The 15,531-nt window shown below is 68.2% G+C and carries 13 protein-coding genes; 6 read left to right on the forward strand and 7 right to left on the reverse strand.

Annotation, left to right across the window (positions count from 1 at the left end):
• Nucleotides 1–70: 70 nt before the first annotated feature.
• Nucleotides 71–1,939 (forward strand): M23 family metallopeptidase, encoded by a 1,869-nt coding sequence (locus tag D7V88_RS03050; RefSeq protein WP_120539068.1) that lies wholly within the window; start codon nt 71–73, stop codon nt 1,937–1,939.
• Between the two features lie 83 nt (nt 1,940–2,022).
• Here D7V88_RS03050 and D7V88_RS03055 read toward each other — a convergent pair whose 3' ends face one another.
• The 3 genes from D7V88_RS03055 to D7V88_RS45035 all read right to left on the reverse strand — a co-directional run bounded on the left by D7V88_RS03055 (nt 2,023) and on the right by D7V88_RS45035 (nt 3,189).
• Nucleotides 2,023–2,352, reverse strand: coding sequence for an ArsR/SmtB family transcription factor (locus tag D7V88_RS03055; protein ID WP_120539069.1), 330 nt, complete (start codon nt 2,350–2,352; stop codon nt 2,023–2,025).
• Nucleotides 2,352–2,978 (reverse strand): SRPBCC family protein, encoded by a 627-nt coding sequence (locus D7V88_RS03060; protein ID WP_120539070.1) that lies wholly within the window; start codon nt 2,976–2,978, stop codon nt 2,352–2,354. Before D7V88_RS03060 ends, D7V88_RS03055 begins: the two co-directional genes overlap by 1 nt.
• Before the next feature lie 88 nt (nt 2,979–3,066).
• Nucleotides 3,067–3,189 (reverse strand): hypothetical protein, encoded by a 123-nt coding sequence (locus D7V88_RS45035; RefSeq protein ID WP_279635975.1) that lies wholly within the window; start codon nt 3,187–3,189, stop codon nt 3,067–3,069.
• 180 nt (nt 3,190–3,369) lie between these two features.
• On the opposite strand from D7V88_RS45035, the gene D7V88_RS03065 reads away from it, so the two are divergent.
• The 3 genes from D7V88_RS03065 to D7V88_RS03075 all read left to right on the forward strand — a co-directional run bounded on the left by D7V88_RS03065 (nt 3,370) and on the right by D7V88_RS03075 (nt 7,898).
• On the forward strand, nt 3,370–5,547 hold the full coding sequence (locus D7V88_RS03065) for a methyl-accepting chemotaxis protein (RefSeq protein ID WP_341870650.1): 2,178 nt from the start codon (nt 3,370–3,372) through the stop codon (nt 5,545–5,547).
• 110 nt (nt 5,548–5,657) lie between these two features.
• Nucleotides 5,658–6,776, forward strand: a complete 1,119-nt coding sequence (locus D7V88_RS03070; protein WP_120539071.1) for a hypothetical protein — start codon at nt 5,658–5,660, stop codon at nt 6,774–6,776.
• 84 nt (nt 6,777–6,860) lie between these two features.
• Nucleotides 6,861–7,898, forward strand: coding sequence for a hypothetical protein (locus D7V88_RS03075; protein ID WP_120539072.1), 1,038 nt, complete (start codon nt 6,861–6,863; stop codon nt 7,896–7,898).
• 69 nt (nt 7,899–7,967) lie between these two features.
• Here D7V88_RS03075 and D7V88_RS03080 read toward each other — a convergent pair whose 3' ends face one another.
• From D7V88_RS03080 to D7V88_RS03095, 4 genes are all read right to left on the reverse strand, one after another.
• The gene (locus D7V88_RS03080; RefSeq protein ID WP_120539073.1) at nt 7,968–9,572 is read right to left on the reverse strand and encodes a PKD domain-containing protein; all 1,605 of its coding nucleotides are present in this window, start codon (nt 9,570–9,572) and stop codon (nt 7,968–7,970) included.
• Between the two features lie 249 nt (nt 9,573–9,821).
• Nucleotides 9,822–10,826, reverse strand: coding sequence for a PI-PLC domain-containing protein (locus D7V88_RS03085; protein WP_120539074.1), 1,005 nt, complete (start codon nt 10,824–10,826; stop codon nt 9,822–9,824).
• Nucleotides 10,827–11,043: 217 nt separating this feature from the next.
• Complete coding sequence (locus D7V88_RS03090) at nt 11,044–12,303, reverse strand: amidohydrolase family protein (RefSeq protein ID WP_120539075.1); 1,260 nt, start codon at nt 12,301–12,303, stop codon at nt 11,044–11,046.
• A gap of 147 nt (nt 12,304–12,450) precedes the next feature.
• Nucleotides 12,451–14,163 carry a phosphatidylinositol-specific phospholipase C domain-containing protein gene (locus tag D7V88_RS03095; RefSeq protein ID WP_120539076.1) on the reverse strand — a complete coding sequence of 571 codons (1,713 nt, stop codon included), beginning with the start codon at nt 14,161–14,163 and terminating at the stop codon, nt 12,451–12,453.
• A 140-nt stretch (nt 14,164–14,303) separates the two neighbouring features.
• Between D7V88_RS03095 and D7V88_RS03100 the strand changes: the two genes are divergently transcribed.
• Nucleotides 14,304–15,188, forward strand: coding sequence for a hypothetical protein (locus D7V88_RS03100; RefSeq protein WP_120539077.1), 885 nt, complete (start codon nt 14,304–14,306; stop codon nt 15,186–15,188).
• Nucleotides 15,189–15,202: 14 nt separating this feature from the next.
• A partial coding sequence (locus tag D7V88_RS03105; RefSeq protein ID WP_208726080.1) for a zf-HC2 domain-containing protein occupies nt 15,203–15,531 on the forward strand: 329 nt, incomplete at its 3' end.

The raw sequence follows: 15,531 nt of genomic DNA on the forward strand, positions 1-15,531 counted from the left end.
CCCCTTGCGGCGATTGGCACTCCCGTTGCTCTAGGGCTGGCCTGCTGCCAACCCAAGGACTCCAGCTCCCATGATGAAGCTCCGCACCCTCCTGCTGTTGTTGCCCTGCCTGCTGTGGGGTCCGCTCGCGCTGGCCCAGGCGCCGAACGTCACGACCTATTACGAGCCCATGGAGGGTGGCGCGATCCGCTACCTCACCATGGCGTCTCCGACGTCGAGCGGTCCGGGTCCCAGCCATCAACTGTCGCTCGCGCTGGCGTTGCGCAACAACCAGGCGACGTCCGTGACGTTGACCCAGGTGCTGATTGATTTCCCTGGCACGACGCTGCTGTCGGCCATGTCCACCAGCGTCGCCGTGCCGGCGAACGCGATCCGCAACTGGTCGTTCAGCACCGCCCAGAACATCATCCTGCCCAACCCGGCGCCGGCCACCATCCGCATCTGGCTCTACTTCACGGGCTACCCGAACCCGGTGATCGAGACGTTCTCTCTTGCCGCCTACCAGGCGCCCACTCCGACGGGCAGCAACCGCTTCTGGGGCCGGGTGGGCGACCTGCGCCCTCATGAATACTGGCAGGGCATGGGCGCGGTGCACGGCGCGAGCGTCCAGGGCTGCCAGCTCTTCGCCCATGACGTGGGCGTCTATGGTTGGACGGGCTCCGGCTGGTCCGACCTGCTTCCGGGCACCGACGGTTCGCAGAACGAGCACTACCGGCAGTGGGGCAAGCCCATCTACGCCGTCTCCGCGGGCACGGTGTCGGCCTTCGTCAACACCGACCCGACCAACTTCCCGGTGGGTTCGGTCAACCCGGCATCGCATGGCGGCGGCAACAGCCTCCTCGTCGACAACGGCACGTATGAAGTCGGGTATGCCCACATGCAGGCCGGCACGCTCAACCCCGCACTGCTGTCCATTGGCGCGCAGGTCAACGTGGGCGACTTCGTGGGCCTGCTGGGCAACTCGGGCAGCTCCTCGAAGCCGCACCTCCACATCGGAGCGATCGCCTCGGACGCGTCAGCGACGCTGTGGTCCCCCCAGTGCGGAGGCCCGCTGCGCCCGTTGCCGCTCGACGGTGCCTTCGCCATCGATTCGGCGGTGCTGACCTCCTGGTATGGGATCGAGCAGCTCGCGCCCTGGTCCCCGATGAACGGCGTGGGCATTCCCAGCGGAGCGGCCCCCAATCACATCAACTCGCTCCTCTGGCCCTCGGCGAGCGTGCCGGTGGTGCTGAGCCACACCGTGGCCAACGACTTCGCGCTGGGCACCAACGGCCAGCTTTGGGTCGTGGGCGACACGAACGCGGTCCGCACCACCCAGGACCGCTTGAGCGGCACGCTTCACACCGGCGTCTACCTGAATGTGAACCCGGGCGGCAGCGCGAAGGCCATCGCCGTCACCGCCACGGTTCCGTATGTGATTGGGATGAACGACTTCGTCTACCGGGGCACCAGCACCGGGTGGGTCCTGACGACGCAGACGGCCAAGCGCCTCACGGTGGATGAGTCCACCGGCAAGGCCTGGGTCATTGGCCTGGACGACAAGGTCTACTCCTTCAACCCCTCCACCCTCGTGTGGAGCGCCCACCTGCCGACCGCCTCGACGGGCAAGGACATCGCGGTCGCCCAGGGCATCCCCTACATCATCGGCATGGATGACCGCGTCTGGAAGTTCAACGGCTCCTCCTTCGCGCAACTGCCCGCCACCACGACGCTCAAGCGGCTGGCGGTGGACGGCACCTCCGGCAAGCTGTGGGGCATCGGGGCCAATGACGGCGTCTGGTCCTCCACGGGCGGCAGCACCTGGGCCGAGCACCCCGGCGGCGCCCGCGCCTACGACATCACCGTGTTCCAGGGGCTTCCGTACGTGCGCGGCCTGGATGGCGGCGTCTGGAAGATCGCGGGCTTCGGCTTCTCCCGCGTCAACGTCGTCCAGCCCTGAGTGTCGCCGGGGCCGTGCCCCGGACACCCGTTGCACGGGGTGACAGACCCGGCACCGCCCTGAAGCCTGGGGCGGTGCTGGTGTCAGTCGCCCCGCTTCTTCTTGCCCCGCGCGACCTCGGTGGCCAGGGCATCCAGCTTCGGCGTCCAGAACGCACGGAAGCGGTTCAGCCAGGCATCCACCTCCGCAAGGGGGGCGGCGTCCACGGCATAGAGGCGCCGGGCGCCATCCACCCGCACCGTCGCGAAGCCGTTGTCCCGCAGGACCTTCAGGTGCTGCGAGACGGCCGACTGGGTGATGCCGAACTCGCGCTGGACCACGGTCACGACTTCGCCCGAGGCGTGCTCGCCTTCCGCCAGCAGCTCCAGGATGCGGCGGCGGACCGGATCTCCGAGGACGTCGAAGGCGTGCATCAGCCTCCTGTATAGAACGCGGCCGTGCGGTCGGCCATCCCTCGGGCCACTTCCGGCGCCTCTCCGGCCGCCACGTGGGCGTCGGCCCAGGCCTGGGCGCTCGCACGCATGAAGGTCTTCGCCTCGTCGGAGGCAGCCCAGGCGGCGTTGGCTTCCGGAGCCAGGGTCTGGCCATTCTCGACGTGGAGGCCCAGCCCGTAGAAGCCCAGATCCCAGCCCACGCCCGTGGCGCCGGGACCGAACTGGCTCCAGAACTGTTCGACGTCGGCGGCGTGCACGATGTGTTCGAGCGTCAGCCGCGTGCCCTTGCCCTCCGGCGCCAGGCGCACGGTCACCCAGCTCATGCCGCCGTTGAACTCCCAGGTGACATCAAACGCCGTGGGCTTGTCACAGCGCTTGATGGTGCCCCCCGCGTTGCCCTTGAGCTGATAGCGGCCGCCCAACTGCAACTGCCCCTCGATGGGCAGGAACCAGCGCGGGATGCGCTCGGCGTTGGTGACCGCGTCCCACAGGTCCTCGATGTCGGTGGTGTAGACGCGGTGGGCGATGACCACGTGGGCCGGCTTGCCCTCGTACTCGCGCTCGACGCAGGCACGGAACTCGGCGCCAATGACTTCGTGAAGCATGTGTGAACCTCCCGCTTTCACGGAGTCATTACAGTTCGTGCTCATATTAGTCAATTCTTATATTCGCTCCTACCTGGGGTGACTGGACTCAGCGCGAGTCCACGCCCCACAGCCCGACGGTGCCGTTCCCCTGTCCCCAGGCCAGGAGGCGCCCATCGGGTGAGAAGAGGACGTCGCTCGTCTGGATGTTGTTTGGGTGGGCACGCGACATCGCCGTGCCGCCAGTGGCGGCAGGCGTGGGACGAAGCGGCCCATGGCGTCCGTGAGCTGGCCAGCGCGACCGCTGGCTCCCTTGCGTGCTCTCGCGACGGTCTCTGGGCCAGCAGGCGTCTGGGGGGTGTATCAGACCCCGTTTACAATTGTATCACGGGCGCCGGAGCATCCCTTCCACATGGGTCTCTCCCGCGTCTGCTTCTTCGTGCCCAAGGTGCTCGTTGTTCCCTTCATGTCCGCCGCGAGTCCGCGTCCGGGCAGCAGCTCACTCCTCGCGGTACTGGGCGCGGCGCTGCTCCTCGTCTTGATGTCGGCTCCGCTGGCGCATGCGGCGCCGGTGCAGGCCAGCGTGCCCGCGGTGGAAGGATGGCGCTTCCGCTGGGGTGACTCGCCGATGGGGCCCGAGGGCATCCCCACCTGGGCGCATGCGACGGGCACGGAGGAGGGCTGGCAGCCGGTGGCAGCGCTGAAGGTGCCTCCGGGCCGTGGCTCGAACACGCTGCTCTGGCTAAGCATCCCCGTCCCCGAGGGGAAGTGGCTGGAGCCGGCGCTCTACCTCGGAAACGTCGCCAATGCCTTCGAGGCGTACTCCGGAGGCCAGCGCATCTACGCGAGCGGGAAGGTGAACCCCTCCGGCCGGGAGAGCCTGGACAGCATGGGCTGGCACCTGGTGCCGCTGCCGCCCGAGCTGAAGGACCCGCGCATCCTGCTGCGCATCCAGGGGACCGGGTTCGCCATCGGCGTGACGGTCGACGCGCGGGTGGGCTCGCACCGCGAGCTGCTCGCCGCGGCGACGCGCACGGGGCTGGCGCCGTTCGTCATCGGAATGATGCTGCTCGCCATCGCCGGGGTGACCGCGGGCGCCGCCGTGCTGCGACGCCAGCGGCGCATGCTGGTGGCACTGACCGTCTTCTCCGGGGGCTCAGGCGTGCTGCTGCTTGGCTTGAGCAGCCTGTTCGCCGCGCTCTGGGACAGGAGTGTCGCCAGCAGCCAGCTCACGCTGCTGGGCGCGTACTGCATCCTCCCGGGCCTCGCGTGGTTCATCTCGGACACGATTGGCGAGGGGCGGATGCGCTGGTTCCGCGTGGGCGCGGCGGTGGTCTCCGTTCCGGCCGCGATCCAGGGCGTCCTCGTCCTCGTGGACCTGAGCCTGGCCCAGGGGCTCCTGCCGCTCATGATCCTCTATTCGCTTCCCGGCATCATGGTCTGCGTCGGCGTCGTGTCCGTGGAGTCCTGGCGCGGCAACTCCGACGCCCGCATCTTCGTCGTCGGCCTGGGCATCCTCTTCTTCTTCTGCGTCCTCAGCACGCTGCCCATGCTCGGCCTGGCGGATGCGGCGGACCTCCAACTGCACTGGGGTTTCTTCTCGCTCACGCTGTCGCTCGTGGGCATCGTGGGAAGCCGCTCGTCGCGGGTGATGCACTCCCTGGCGCAGCACACGCGCAGGCTGGAGGAGCGGCGCAAGGAGGTGCGCCAGCTCGCCGACAGCATGGGCAGCGGCGCCGGCGAGCTGGCCGCGGTGGTGCAACAGTTGCGCGCCACGAGCGAGGAGCAGACCCACGGCATCAGCCGTCAGGCGACGGCGCTCCACCAACTGGAGCAGACGGTGGAGGAGATCCGCCAGAGCTCGCACGTGACGGCCGACAAGGCCCGCATGATGGCCGCCTCCGCCGAGACGGCCGAGCAGGTGGGGCGGGACGGCGGCGTGGCCCTGGAGCGCACGCTGACGGACCTCTCCGCCATCCGCGCCGAGGTGTCGGAGATGGCCAGCCACATCCTCGCGCTCGATGCGCGCACGCGTGAGATTTCCGGCATCGTGGACGTGGTGAAGGCGCTGGCGGACCAATCCAACATGCTGGCCCTCAACGCGGCCATCGAGGCGGTGCGCAGCGGCAACACCGGCAAGGGCTTCGGTGTGGTGGCACGGGAGATGCGCAGCCTCGCGGACCAGTCCATCCACGCCACCCAGCGCATCCGCGAGGTGCTCGAAGGGGTGGGCGCGAGCATGCGCGAGGCCGCGAAGGCGAGCGAGCAGGGCGAGCAGCGGGTGCTCGGCAGCCTCGAAGCGGTGCGCACCTCGGGCATGCAGCTCCAGAAGCTGGCCTCCATCATCAGCGACACCAGCTCCAGCGTGCGCCAGATCACCGCCGCCGTGGCCCAGCAGGACACGGGCACGCACCAGATTGCCCAGGCCATCCAGGAGCTGTCCGCCCAGATGCAGCGCACGCTGAGGGTGGTGGACGAGACGCAGAACGTCACCCACTCCGTGCAGTCGCTGGCCCAGCGCCTGTCGGGCGTCGCCGACCACGCGCTCCGTTCCGGCACGTTGGACGCCCAGGAGACGCCGGCCCGGTAGTCTTCCCGCGCGCTGCTTCGCTTTTCCTCTCCGCCACGGCAGGAGCGGAGTGGTTTGGCGCGGCTGTCCGCTCTTTTCGCCGCCGGCCCCAGGGCTTTAACCTGCGAAGGATGCGCTGTGGCCCCCACCGCTGGTTCATCTCCGGATCGTTCCTGACGCTCCAGCACGAAGTGCGTCCCCTCGACCGGTGGCTGTCGTGGGGCGCGCTCGTGGCCGCCCTGGGCTTCCCGGTGTTTTCCCTGTCGACGGGCATCCTCTCCAACGACGGGCGCATCTGGCTCTTGATGGTGGGGCTGGGCGTCCTGGCGGCCCATCACCTGGCCTCCCGCTGGAAGGTGCTCCTGAACCTGGACAACCGCACCCTGTGGCGCCGGACCGGCTACCGGGAGTCCTTCACCGGGCAGGCACAGCCCCTGGAGCCATTCACGTCCGTGGCCCTCCGGATGCGCGGGCAGGGAACGAGCGATGGCCCCTTCTTCCCGAAGGCCTATTCCGTGGTGCTGGTGTCACCGGCGCGAGCGTTGACGCTGTCCCACAGCGATGACCGGGAGGAGGCCCTGGAACTGGCGCAGGCCGTGTCCCGGTTCCTGGGGGTCGGGCTGAGCGTGGAAGGGGGGCAGAGCCGCCCCGTGACCGCGAGGCTGGAAGAGGCGCCTCTTTCAGAAGGAGGCATCCCGGCGCTTCCCTCCGGCAGCGCCATCCGGTTCACCCAGGGGGAACGGGGACTGACGCTGGAGCTGCCTCCGTGTGGGTGGAGCTTCGTCTACGCGGCGCAGGCTGTCCTTGCCTTGCTCATCGGCGTGGGCGGACCTGTCTTCTTCCTGGTGCAATGGAGCCGGATGTTCGGCCTGCGGTCGGCCGCGTCGACGGTGCCTGTCATCACGTGCGCCATCCTCCTCGCCTGTGGCGCCTTCCTGTTCTGGCGGGTCGCCCGGGAGTCCACCACGGGCTGGACCGTGACCGCGTCCTCCCGGGGCCTCCAACTCACGCGCCACGGCCCCTGGCGGCCTCGGCAGCTCACGAGGCTCCCGGCCTTGCGCATCCAGGACATCGACCTGCGGGACACGCGGACCGAGACCTCCCGGGGCAGGAGTGTCGTCATCGAGTACGACGCGGGCCTGGTGCAACTGGGAATGGACCTGTCCCAGGCGGAACTCGAATGGACGGAGACGGTGCTGCGCCGGGCCCTGGCGACTCCCTCCAAGGTGGCTCGCCGGGAAGCCGTCTGAGTTCCCTGGCGACCCAATCGATTTCCCCGCAACTTCCGAACGCCTCCCGGGTTCACAGGGCCAATTCCCCGGAGGAATCACCGCATGAAGCAACACGGAAGAACGACGTTCAGCCCGATGTGCGGGCTGCTGGCCCTGGGCCTCATTGGCTGTGGATCCGCCGAGGACGCCTTCGAACCCACCGAGGACGCGCCCCCAGGCACGTCCCGTGCGGCCCTCACCGCGTATGAACAAGCCGCGCTGGACACGGCCAACAACGCGGCGAGCTGCACGCCGCTCGGGAACTTCTACTGGGAGATTGGCAATGCCGCGGGGACGCTCTACGGAATCCCGCGCGGCAGCGGCGTGTCCGCCACGACGGTGATGCCCATCGCGTCCGCGAGCAAGTGGCTGTACGCGGGGGCCTACGTGCAGTCGAAGGGGTATGCGAACCTCACCGCAGACGAGAAGAAGCGGCTCAACTTCACCAGCGGCTACATCGACGAGAGCACCACCTTGTGTGGCGTCGCCGGGACGACGGTCTCGGATTGCTACGGACCTGGTTACAAGGACGTCTCCTACCGCTCGCTCCAGAACGGCCGGTTCTTCTACAACGGCGGCCACATGCAGAAGCTGGCCCTGGACGATATCGGCGCGAGGAAGGGCACGGGCGTGGCCAGCGTCATGGATTGGATCAACGCCCGGCTGGGCACCACGCTGCCGGAGTCCGACAGCGACGTCGCTCCGGCCGGGGGCTTCTCCGGCAGCGCGGCGCACTACCGCGTCTTCCTGATGAAGCTGCTCAGCAACCAGTACGAGCTGTCCTCCAAGCTGACCGTGGACTCCGTTCCGGCCTGGGAGGGGGGCACCAACGTCTCCTACACGCCGTGGACGGCGGCAGGGCAGGCGTATTACGGGCTCGGGCACTGGATCGAGGGCGAGACCGTGAGCGGCGTGTGGACCGTGACGGGCCACTCCTCGGCGGGAGCGTTTGGCTTCTATCCCTGGGTGAACGCCGCGAGGAACCGGTACATGCTCCTGGCCCGCAGTCGCCAACTCGGTGGGGATGCGGAGGGCGAGAAGTCCCGCGTCTGTGCCCAGGCCATCCGCAAGGCCTACGAGCTGGGCGTGGCGCAGCCGTAGTAGCCGCCGTGCGGCGTCGCGCGTCCGTGTCTGCGACGCGCGAGCCGCTCCCTGACGGAGAGGGACGGGTCAGCGCACTTCGAGTTCGTAGAGGCGCGTCGCCGGGTCGCCGTTCTGGGACGGGGTGGTCACGTTGAGCTTGATGTAGCGCGCGGAGGTGGCGCTGATGGCGTGGGTGGAGGTGTTGGCGGTGTTGTTGGTCACCGTCACCGGGGTGCTCCAGCTCGTGCCGTTGCTGGAGGTCTGGAGGGTGAAGGCCCGGGTGTTCCAGGTGCTTGCTTCACCGCCCGCACCGGCATGCTTGACGACGAGGTTGCTGACCGTCTGTACCGAGCCGAGATCCACCTGAAGCCAGGCAGGGGAGGCCAACGAGCAGAACTTGTCGGTGGTGCCGCCGGAGACGCTCCCGTTGACCGCCTTGCTCGGCGTCTCGGTGGTGTTGCAGGCGCTGGAGCCCGTCGCCGGCTTGTTGAGCGCCAGGTTGACGTTGCCGGCGCCGACCGAGACGGTCTGGGTCCGGGTGTTGCTGGCGCCGCCGTTGTCGGTCACGGTCAGGGTGACGTTGTAGTTGCCGGTGCTGGCATAGACACGGCTGGGGTTCGTCGCGGTCGAGCCGCTGCCGTCGCCGAAGTTCCAGCTCCGCGAGGCGATGGTGCCGTCGCTGTCGCTGGAGGCGTCGCTGAAGGTCGCGGTCAGTCCGCTCACGGTGACGCCGAAGTTGGCGACCGGCGGGGTGTTGCCGCTGACCGCGGTGTTGATCGCCGCCGCGTACTGCGCGGTCGTGCCCTGCGCCGCGCACGTCCGGATGTCGTCGTAGAGCCACATGAAGCCGCCGTTGATGCCGGCGGTGCTCTTCCAGTTGGTCATCTTGCTCTGCACCGTGGCCGGGCTGTCACCGCTGCCGCAGCCGGTGCCGTGGCGCGACCACAGGCCCGGGTCGACGGTCATGCCCATCGCGGTGTTCCAGCTCGCCGGGTTGTTGCCGGCGCCGCCGTCGTAGACCTGGAGGTAGATGCCATCCACCGCGCTGCCGAGGTTGTCCTTGAGGCTCCTCCAGAAGGCCTGCTGGGTGTAGGGCGCGAAGGTGATCTTGTAGCCCAGGCCGATGAGCATCTGCCCGAACTGGGTGGTCGGGGCGAGGTCGTAGGCGCTCTCGTCGTCGAAGTTGACCGCGTTGGCGCCCGTGGCGGTCTTCAGCGCCTGGAAGTTGCGGTACAGGATGCTGTTGCTGCCGGTGCCGCAGACGAGGGTGCTGCCGCAGCCCGTGGCGGTGCCGTTGACCAGCCGGGCCATGCGCTCGAAATCCGGAACGCTCCAGGCGCCAATCGACACTTCGATGCGATTGACCGAGGTCGGCGCGGTCTTGAGCGTGGCCAGCCGCGTCGGCCAGGCCGGGTCGCCCATGTAGGCGCCGTTCTTGACCACCGGGATGTCGTTGTAGACGAGGTCGCCGTTGTCCTCGATGTGGAAGCTCCAGAGGATCACGGTGGTGAAGCCCGAGTTGCGCAGGTCGTCCATCACCGCGGTGCCGCCGGAATAGAAGGGGCCGCCGCCGTAGATCGCCGAATCCGCCTGGGCTACCGGCGCGAAGGCGACCAGGGCGAGGGTGGCGAGCGCCGGCCAGACCTGGCGGGCGGAACTTAGGCAGGACGCGAGTGGCTTCGACTTCGGCATGGTGCGAATCCCTGTCGTGGACGCGATGGCAACGATGCGCCGACCTTGGCGACGGGCTGACATTGCGAGCGCAGAAACCCGAATGTCAATTCTATTCAGATAGGGCGGAATAGTGCGAAATTCGCATGGGCCGGTAATGGGTCGGATTCCTGCCCGTCGGGTGAAGGTGCCGCGCCTTGCCTGGGCGCGGCACACAGTGGCTCCGGCGCACGGTGGTGTGCCGGCCTGTCCGCCTGATGCTCCAGGCGGTCAAACGTAGTGGTAGCCCCGTGAGGCCAGGATGAGCTGGCGGATGATGGAAGGGGTTGGAAAATCCATCATCACGATGCCGAAATGCGCGCCCCAGGGGACCTTGTTGCGGGGGACCTGCAGGTGGGTGCCCAGCCAGGTCTCGAGCATGGGCAGAAGGTAGTCGGCGTAGCTGCGCGGGAAGTGGGTGACGTCTGGCGTTCGGCTCGCCGAGATGTAGGTGACGTACTGGTTGGTCGCGCTGGGACCGGTGTCGAAGGTCTTCTGAAGGTGCGCGCTGACCTTGTCCCACTTGGCCGACATGATGTCGGAGTAATGGTTCTCCACGTCCAGGTTCGCGACCTGGTCTGGCCCCGGGTTCGAGGCGTCAACCGAGTAGTCGATATTTCCCCAGTACAGGCCCCGCGCCGGATTGCTGAGCTTGTAGTCAGCGTCTTTCTTCCCCTCATCGCCATCGACGAACACCAACACAATCCTGCCCCGGATGTCGCCCAGTCGCGGCACCGTGCGGCCGGCGTAGAAGAGATCATTCAGCGGCTTGCCGTTGTACCCGTCGCGGTTTCCGACGATGTTCCAGAAGGCGTCAAAGAACACGATGGCCTTCTGGACGTCCTTCTCCTGTTTGATCATCAGGACGATGGTCTCCTGGTTGTTTTCAGCCAGGAATTTCAGGCAGTCATCCAGGACGAAGGTCTTGCAGTCGCTGCCGTAGCCGCCGTAGAGCGAGTCGAGGAAGGCATACTGATAGTCGTCGGAGTGGTGCACGGAGAAGTTGACCCGGCCATCCGAACCCTTCAGGTAGCGGAGCCGGATGTCGAAAACGCGGATGCCATTGGCAAGCTGCGTGGCCAGGTCCTCGTCCTGACAGACACTGCCGTATCCGTAGCGCGCGATGCTGTCGTGCGTACCCGGCAGGGTGATGCGCGAGAGGAGCGCATTGTTCGGCAGGCTGGACATCCAGCGTCGCGGGTCAATGGGTGAGCTGTCGGTGTTGTCGGTGGACATCGATTCCTTCTCTCGGGGGGGGCGTGCGCTTTCCCGTGGGGGATGCCGCAGTGTCTGTGCACGTGGCGGGCCACCTGGCAGCGCGTGACGGACTCACCCGAGCCCTGTAGGAGCCCAGGAAGACTTGCATCAATTCCAGGGCCCCGCCGCGTTGGGGGCGGACGCAACCGCGTCCCGTGGAAACGCGCCCGACTGGAACGCTTGGAGAGGGAAGGGGCTACATCAGGCCGTAGAGCTCCCCGGCGTTCGTGCGCATCACCCTCGTCGCGATCTCTTCGGCGCGGGTGCGGCTCGCTTCTCCGTCGCGAACCATGCCGCCGAGTGCCATTGCCAGTGCGGTTCGCGTCTGGGTGGTGCCAAGCCATGCGGCCAGTTCCCAGCCGGTGTCCGGCCCGAACGACGCGGCGTCGGTCCCGAAGAGCACCTTGTCGGGGAACTGGCGCAACCAGTCCCGCAGGATCACGGCCAGCGACCCGGGAGGGTAGAGCAGCGCCATCGCGGACGTGTCCACGTACACGTTCGGCTTCCACAGCATCGCGCGCGCATGCGTGGCGAAGACACCGCCGCCGTGCACGAGGACGAAGCGGGTGTGGCGCAGCGTTGGATCATTGAACGTCGGCTCCAACAGCAGCGGGTCGGCTCCGGCGGTCGCGTAGTACGCGCCCGGGCCCTCGAACGAGTGGATGTGGACCGCCATCCCCAGGCGGCCAGCCTCGCGTGCGATCCCCCGGAACAGGAAGTCCTGGAGCGCTTTGTACTCGGCATGGGTCGGCTCTCCACCGCCGACGTAGCGCGAGTACACGGCGCTCGCGGTCTGGGAGGCGACGTCAGCGAAATCCAGCGAGCGGAGCAGGGCCGCCTCGAACTTCACCGCGACGCAGCCCGCTTGCTGGTGACGCTCCAGCGTGGGCGTCACCACGGTCCGCAAGTACGCCTCCAGCGTCGCCGGCAACGCTCCGACCTTCAGTTCCGTGAGGTAGCGCCGCAGGAGCGACGCCTCCAGCGGATACAGCTTGCCGCGATCCGGCGTCACGGCGGCTTCCGCCCGCGTGGAGAGCGGCAACATCAGCGCATCCACGAAGGACACCCAGCGGAAGCGTGGCGGCGCGAGGCCCGGCCCCATCGCCACCCGGTTCGTGAGCATGACCTCCGTCCCGACGCGGTCCAGCACCCATGCGGGAAATCCCTCTCCCTGCTGCTCGGCGATGGCCCGCATGGTGGCCCGCAGCCCGGGCCAGTGCGCGTCGCTCAGTTCCTCGTAGGGGAAGCCGTAGAGGGCTCGATATGCGGCCAGCCAGCCCGGGCTCTCCGGATGCAGCGTCACGGGGAGGGGGAAGTCTCCCAACACCTCCAACGACAGCGCGTCGGATTCCGTGTCGCCGGGCACGACCGTGTTCGCATGGGTGTGGTTGTCGATGGCCCGGATTCCACCGATGAATTCGCGCAGGGCCGCCGTGCTCGTGTCCGGTGGCATCATTCCCTCCTTCCCGTGGGAGCGGCGCGCTCTTGTCCAGAGGGCGCCGCTCTTTCACCATGACCATGGGGGAGGGCTCCGCCAACCGTGCGCGAGCGCCCGTCCGCCGCGCGCGCCGGTTGGTCTCGCGGGACCCTTCGCGGCCTGGACTCAGCGCAGGCCGATGAAGTCGATACCGGCGGAGGAGATCTGGTCGTTCCAGGGGCCTCCCGCCGCGGTGTTGACGTCGCCCAGGCTCTGGGTCGTGCTGAAGCACCTGCCCGTTCGCGAAGGATGTTCGCAGAGCGTCGCGCGATACGGGCCCAGGATCCTGACGGAGGACAGGATGTCATCGAAGCCGAGGTCGCCCAGGTAGCCGACGCCGGAGGTGAGCCGCAGCACGTTGCCTTCGAACTGGCCGTGCTCGTAGAGGTACACGCCGTCCGAGGCGGAGTAGGCCTGGACGGCATACGTGTAGTCGCCCTGCGTGGCCTTGTAGCCCGTCCCGTAATCCGAATACGCCCAGTTGCTGAGGCCGCCGGGCGCCTTCTTCACCACCACGCTCCAGAGCTGGAAGGGGAAGCGGGAGCTCACCCGACCATGAAGCTGGAGCGCCCGGTCGCTCGTGCTTCCCGACAGCGCGCCGAGCTGGGCGTTCACGAAGCCGCCCAGGAAGCCATTGCTCACCGCGCTCGTCACCGTCCGCGAGGTGAAGGCCAGGTGCGTGTAGTCATCAATGGTGTCGGATTGAACGTAGCTTCCATCCGTGTGCATCCATCCGGCCCAACTGCCCTTGAGCGCCAGGGCATGCCAGTAGCGCCCCGGGGCGGCATTCTGGAGGAACGCGTTGAGGCCGTACCAGCGAGCCTGCGCGTCACCGCCGAGGGTGTAGGAGATGTTCTTGAACGCGGTGCCGAAATCGCCCGGGAGGATGCTGGCGGAAGGCAGCAACCGGTAGTTGAGGGCCAGGATGGCGTCGATCAGCCCCGCTCCCGGGAAGTCCATCATCATGACCCCCGCGCGCTGGACGTTGCCTCCCACCAGGTGGTCGATGGCGTAGTCATTGACGCCGCGGATGGAGAGGCCATCGCCTCCGGCCACCACGTTGGGAAAGGCCGCCACGGAGGAGCCGCTGAGGAAGTTCACATACAGCGTGGGAGGGGCCCCCGCGTTCGTCCTCCCCAGGTGGTCCCGGACCTTGTCCCACTTGTTGTCGATGTCGAAGATGGTGGACACGGTCCAGTCGTCCTGGAGGGCCAGCGAACCCCAGCTCACGCCGTAGGCGCCACCGCCGAAGTTGTCCAGGACGACGATCTTGCCGCGCACCTCCCCGAGCGTGGGGACGTGGGTGCCTCGCCAGACATAGGGACTGTAGGCGGGCTGGTTGCGATACCACTCGAACGTCTGCTGAAAGCTCCGGCTGTTGCCCTCCGGGGTGTGCTCCTCCTTCACCCGCATGAGGATCGTTTCGCCGGGATGGTCGCGCAGGAACTGGGTGGTGGTCGTCAGCACGTCGTCGAAGTTGGCGTTCAGGTAGACGACGCCATGGTGGATGGCGAACCGGTCGCCAATGTGGCGACACCGGATGTCCAGGGCCCGCAGGCCTGCGTCCAATTGGGCCCTCAGGCTCAGGGATTGCGTCTGGGTGAGGTCGCCGCCCGTCGAGGTGAACGCCATGGAGTCATGGGTGCCCGGCAGCGACAGGGACGCGAGGCTCGCGGAGCCCGGCATCCAGCTCAACCAGTCAGGATGACTCGTTTCGATGCTGCCGGAGTGGTTGTAGTAGCGCCCCCGTGCGGCAGCGGGGGTGGTCGCGAGCAGCGCGAGGAAGAGCACCGCCGCCGCGTCGCGCAGGCAGGGGGCATGGAGCATCCGGTGGGACATGGGGCCTCGGGGGAAGAGGGCAATGCGTGGGGTGAAGGACCTCGGACTCGAAGTATGAGCCAAACAGCGATGGACGCGGGGATCCTGATCACGCAGGGCCCTCCCTTCGCGCACCTGCCTGGAGGGGATAGAGTGAGGCCGTGCTCCCCACGCCGGCCCCGAATCTGGTTGCCGTCTTCACCCAACACCTCCCCGCGGGTCTCACCGCCACCGGCCTCGACGATGCACGGCTCGAGGCGCGGCTCGAGGCCCGTGTCTCCGAGGCGGCGAAGGCGTGGCCTCGGCTGGAGGTCCCCGTGGAGGGCTTCGTCGCCTTCCTGGCGGCGCGACTGCTGCCCGGTGTCCCGCTGGAACAGGGGTTGGACGCGCTGCACGTGGGAGACCTGCTGCTCGCCTTCGCGTGCTCGCGCATGGAGCCGCGCGCCCTGGAGCACTTCGACACGGAGATCCTCGCGAAGGCCGCCAGGGCCGCGGAGCGGATGGACCCTTCCGCCGCCTTCCGAGAGGAGCTCGCCCAGCAGCTCCGGCAGAAGCTGTTCGTGGGCGACGCGCCTCGCATCCTGGACTACTCGGGCCGGGGGCCGCTGGTGGGCTGGGTGCGGGCCGCCGTCATCCGCGATGCCCTGAATCTGCGCGGCTCCCCCCGGCAGGAGGAGGGAGATGAAGCGCTGCTCAACCTCCCGTCGGACCGCGCGGACCCGGAGCTCGACTACCTGCGCCGCCGCCACCAGCGCGAGTTCGCCGAGTGCTTCCGGGCCGCGCTGGAAGCGCTGGAGCCCCAGGAGAAGATGCTCCTGCGGCTCCACTTCGCGGACGGCGTGGGGGTGGAGCAGCTCTCGCGGCACTATCAGGTCCACCGTGCCACCTTGAGCCGCAGGCTCGGCGCCGCCCGGGAGGCCATGGTGAAGCACACCCTGCGGCTGCTCAAGGAGCGCTACAAGCTGAGTCCCGAGGAGCTCCAGAGCCTCATCCGCCTGATGCGCAGCAACCTGGAGCTTCGCATCAGCCAGCTCTTCCAGCGGTGAGGCCGCGCGAATCCATGGGCTGCCTCGATGAGAACGCGCTGCTGGACTACGCCGGGGGCCACCTGCCGGACGCCGCGCGCGCGGACCTGGATGCGCACGTCTCCGGCTGTGCCTCCTGCCGTCACCTCCTGGCGCAGTGGCTCAACGCTGGCGCCGACGACGGTGACGTGGGCGACAGCGGGGATCCGGAGCGCACGGTGCCGCTCTCTCCGGTGCGAGCGCGTCGGGGCGGGCCGGACGCCGAGCCCTCCCGTGCGCCGCCACCAGCGCCGAGGGGAGGCCTCGCGCAGGGCACGCACGTGGGCCGCTACGTCGTGCTGCGGCCGGTGGGGGAGGGCGGGAT

Source organism: Corallococcus terminator, from assembly GCF_003611635.1.
GTDB lineage: Bacteria > Myxococcota > Myxococcia > Myxococcales > Myxococcaceae > Corallococcus > Corallococcus terminator.

What these genes read in the sequence shown, in the direction of transcription:
- D7V88_RS03085 (WP_120539074.1), bottom strand. Translation starts at nt 10,826, where the DNA reads ATGTCCACCGACAACACCGACAGCTCACCCATTGACCCGCGACGCTGG.
- D7V88_RS03090 (WP_120539075.1), bottom strand. Translation starts at nt 12,303, where the DNA reads ATGATGCCACCGGACACGAGCACGGCGGCCCTGCGCGAATTCATCGGT.
- D7V88_RS03070 (WP_120539071.1), top strand. Translation starts at nt 5,658, where the DNA reads ATGCGCTGTGGCCCCCACCGCTGGTTCATCTCCGGATCGTTCCTGACG.
- D7V88_RS03065 (WP_341870650.1), top strand. Translation starts at nt 3,370, where the DNA reads ATGGGTCTCTCCCGCGTCTGCTTCTTCGTGCCCAAGGTGCTCGTTGTT.
- D7V88_RS03060 (WP_120539070.1), bottom strand. Translation starts at nt 2,978, where the DNA reads ATGCTTCACGAAGTCATTGGCGCCGAGTTCCGTGCCTGCGTCGAGCGC.
- D7V88_RS03050 (WP_120539068.1), top strand. Translation starts at nt 71, where the DNA reads ATGATGAAGCTCCGCACCCTCCTGCTGTTGTTGCCCTGCCTGCTGTGG.
- D7V88_RS03075 (WP_120539072.1), top strand. Translation starts at nt 6,861, where the DNA reads ATGAAGCAACACGGAAGAACGACGTTCAGCCCGATGTGCGGGCTGCTG.
- D7V88_RS03055 (WP_120539069.1), bottom strand. Translation starts at nt 2,352, where the DNA reads ATGCACGCCTTCGACGTCCTCGGAGATCCGGTCCGCCGCCGCATCCTG.
- D7V88_RS03095 (WP_120539076.1), bottom strand. Translation starts at nt 14,163, where the DNA reads ATGTCCCACCGGATGCTCCATGCCCCCTGCCTGCGCGACGCGGCGGCG.
- D7V88_RS45035 (WP_279635975.1), bottom strand. Translation starts at nt 3,189, where the DNA reads ATGTCGCGTGCCCACCCAAACAACATCCAGACGAGCGACGTCCTCTTC.
- D7V88_RS03080 (WP_120539073.1), bottom strand. Translation starts at nt 9,572, where the DNA reads ATGCCGAAGTCGAAGCCACTCGCGTCCTGCCTAAGTTCCGCCCGCCAG.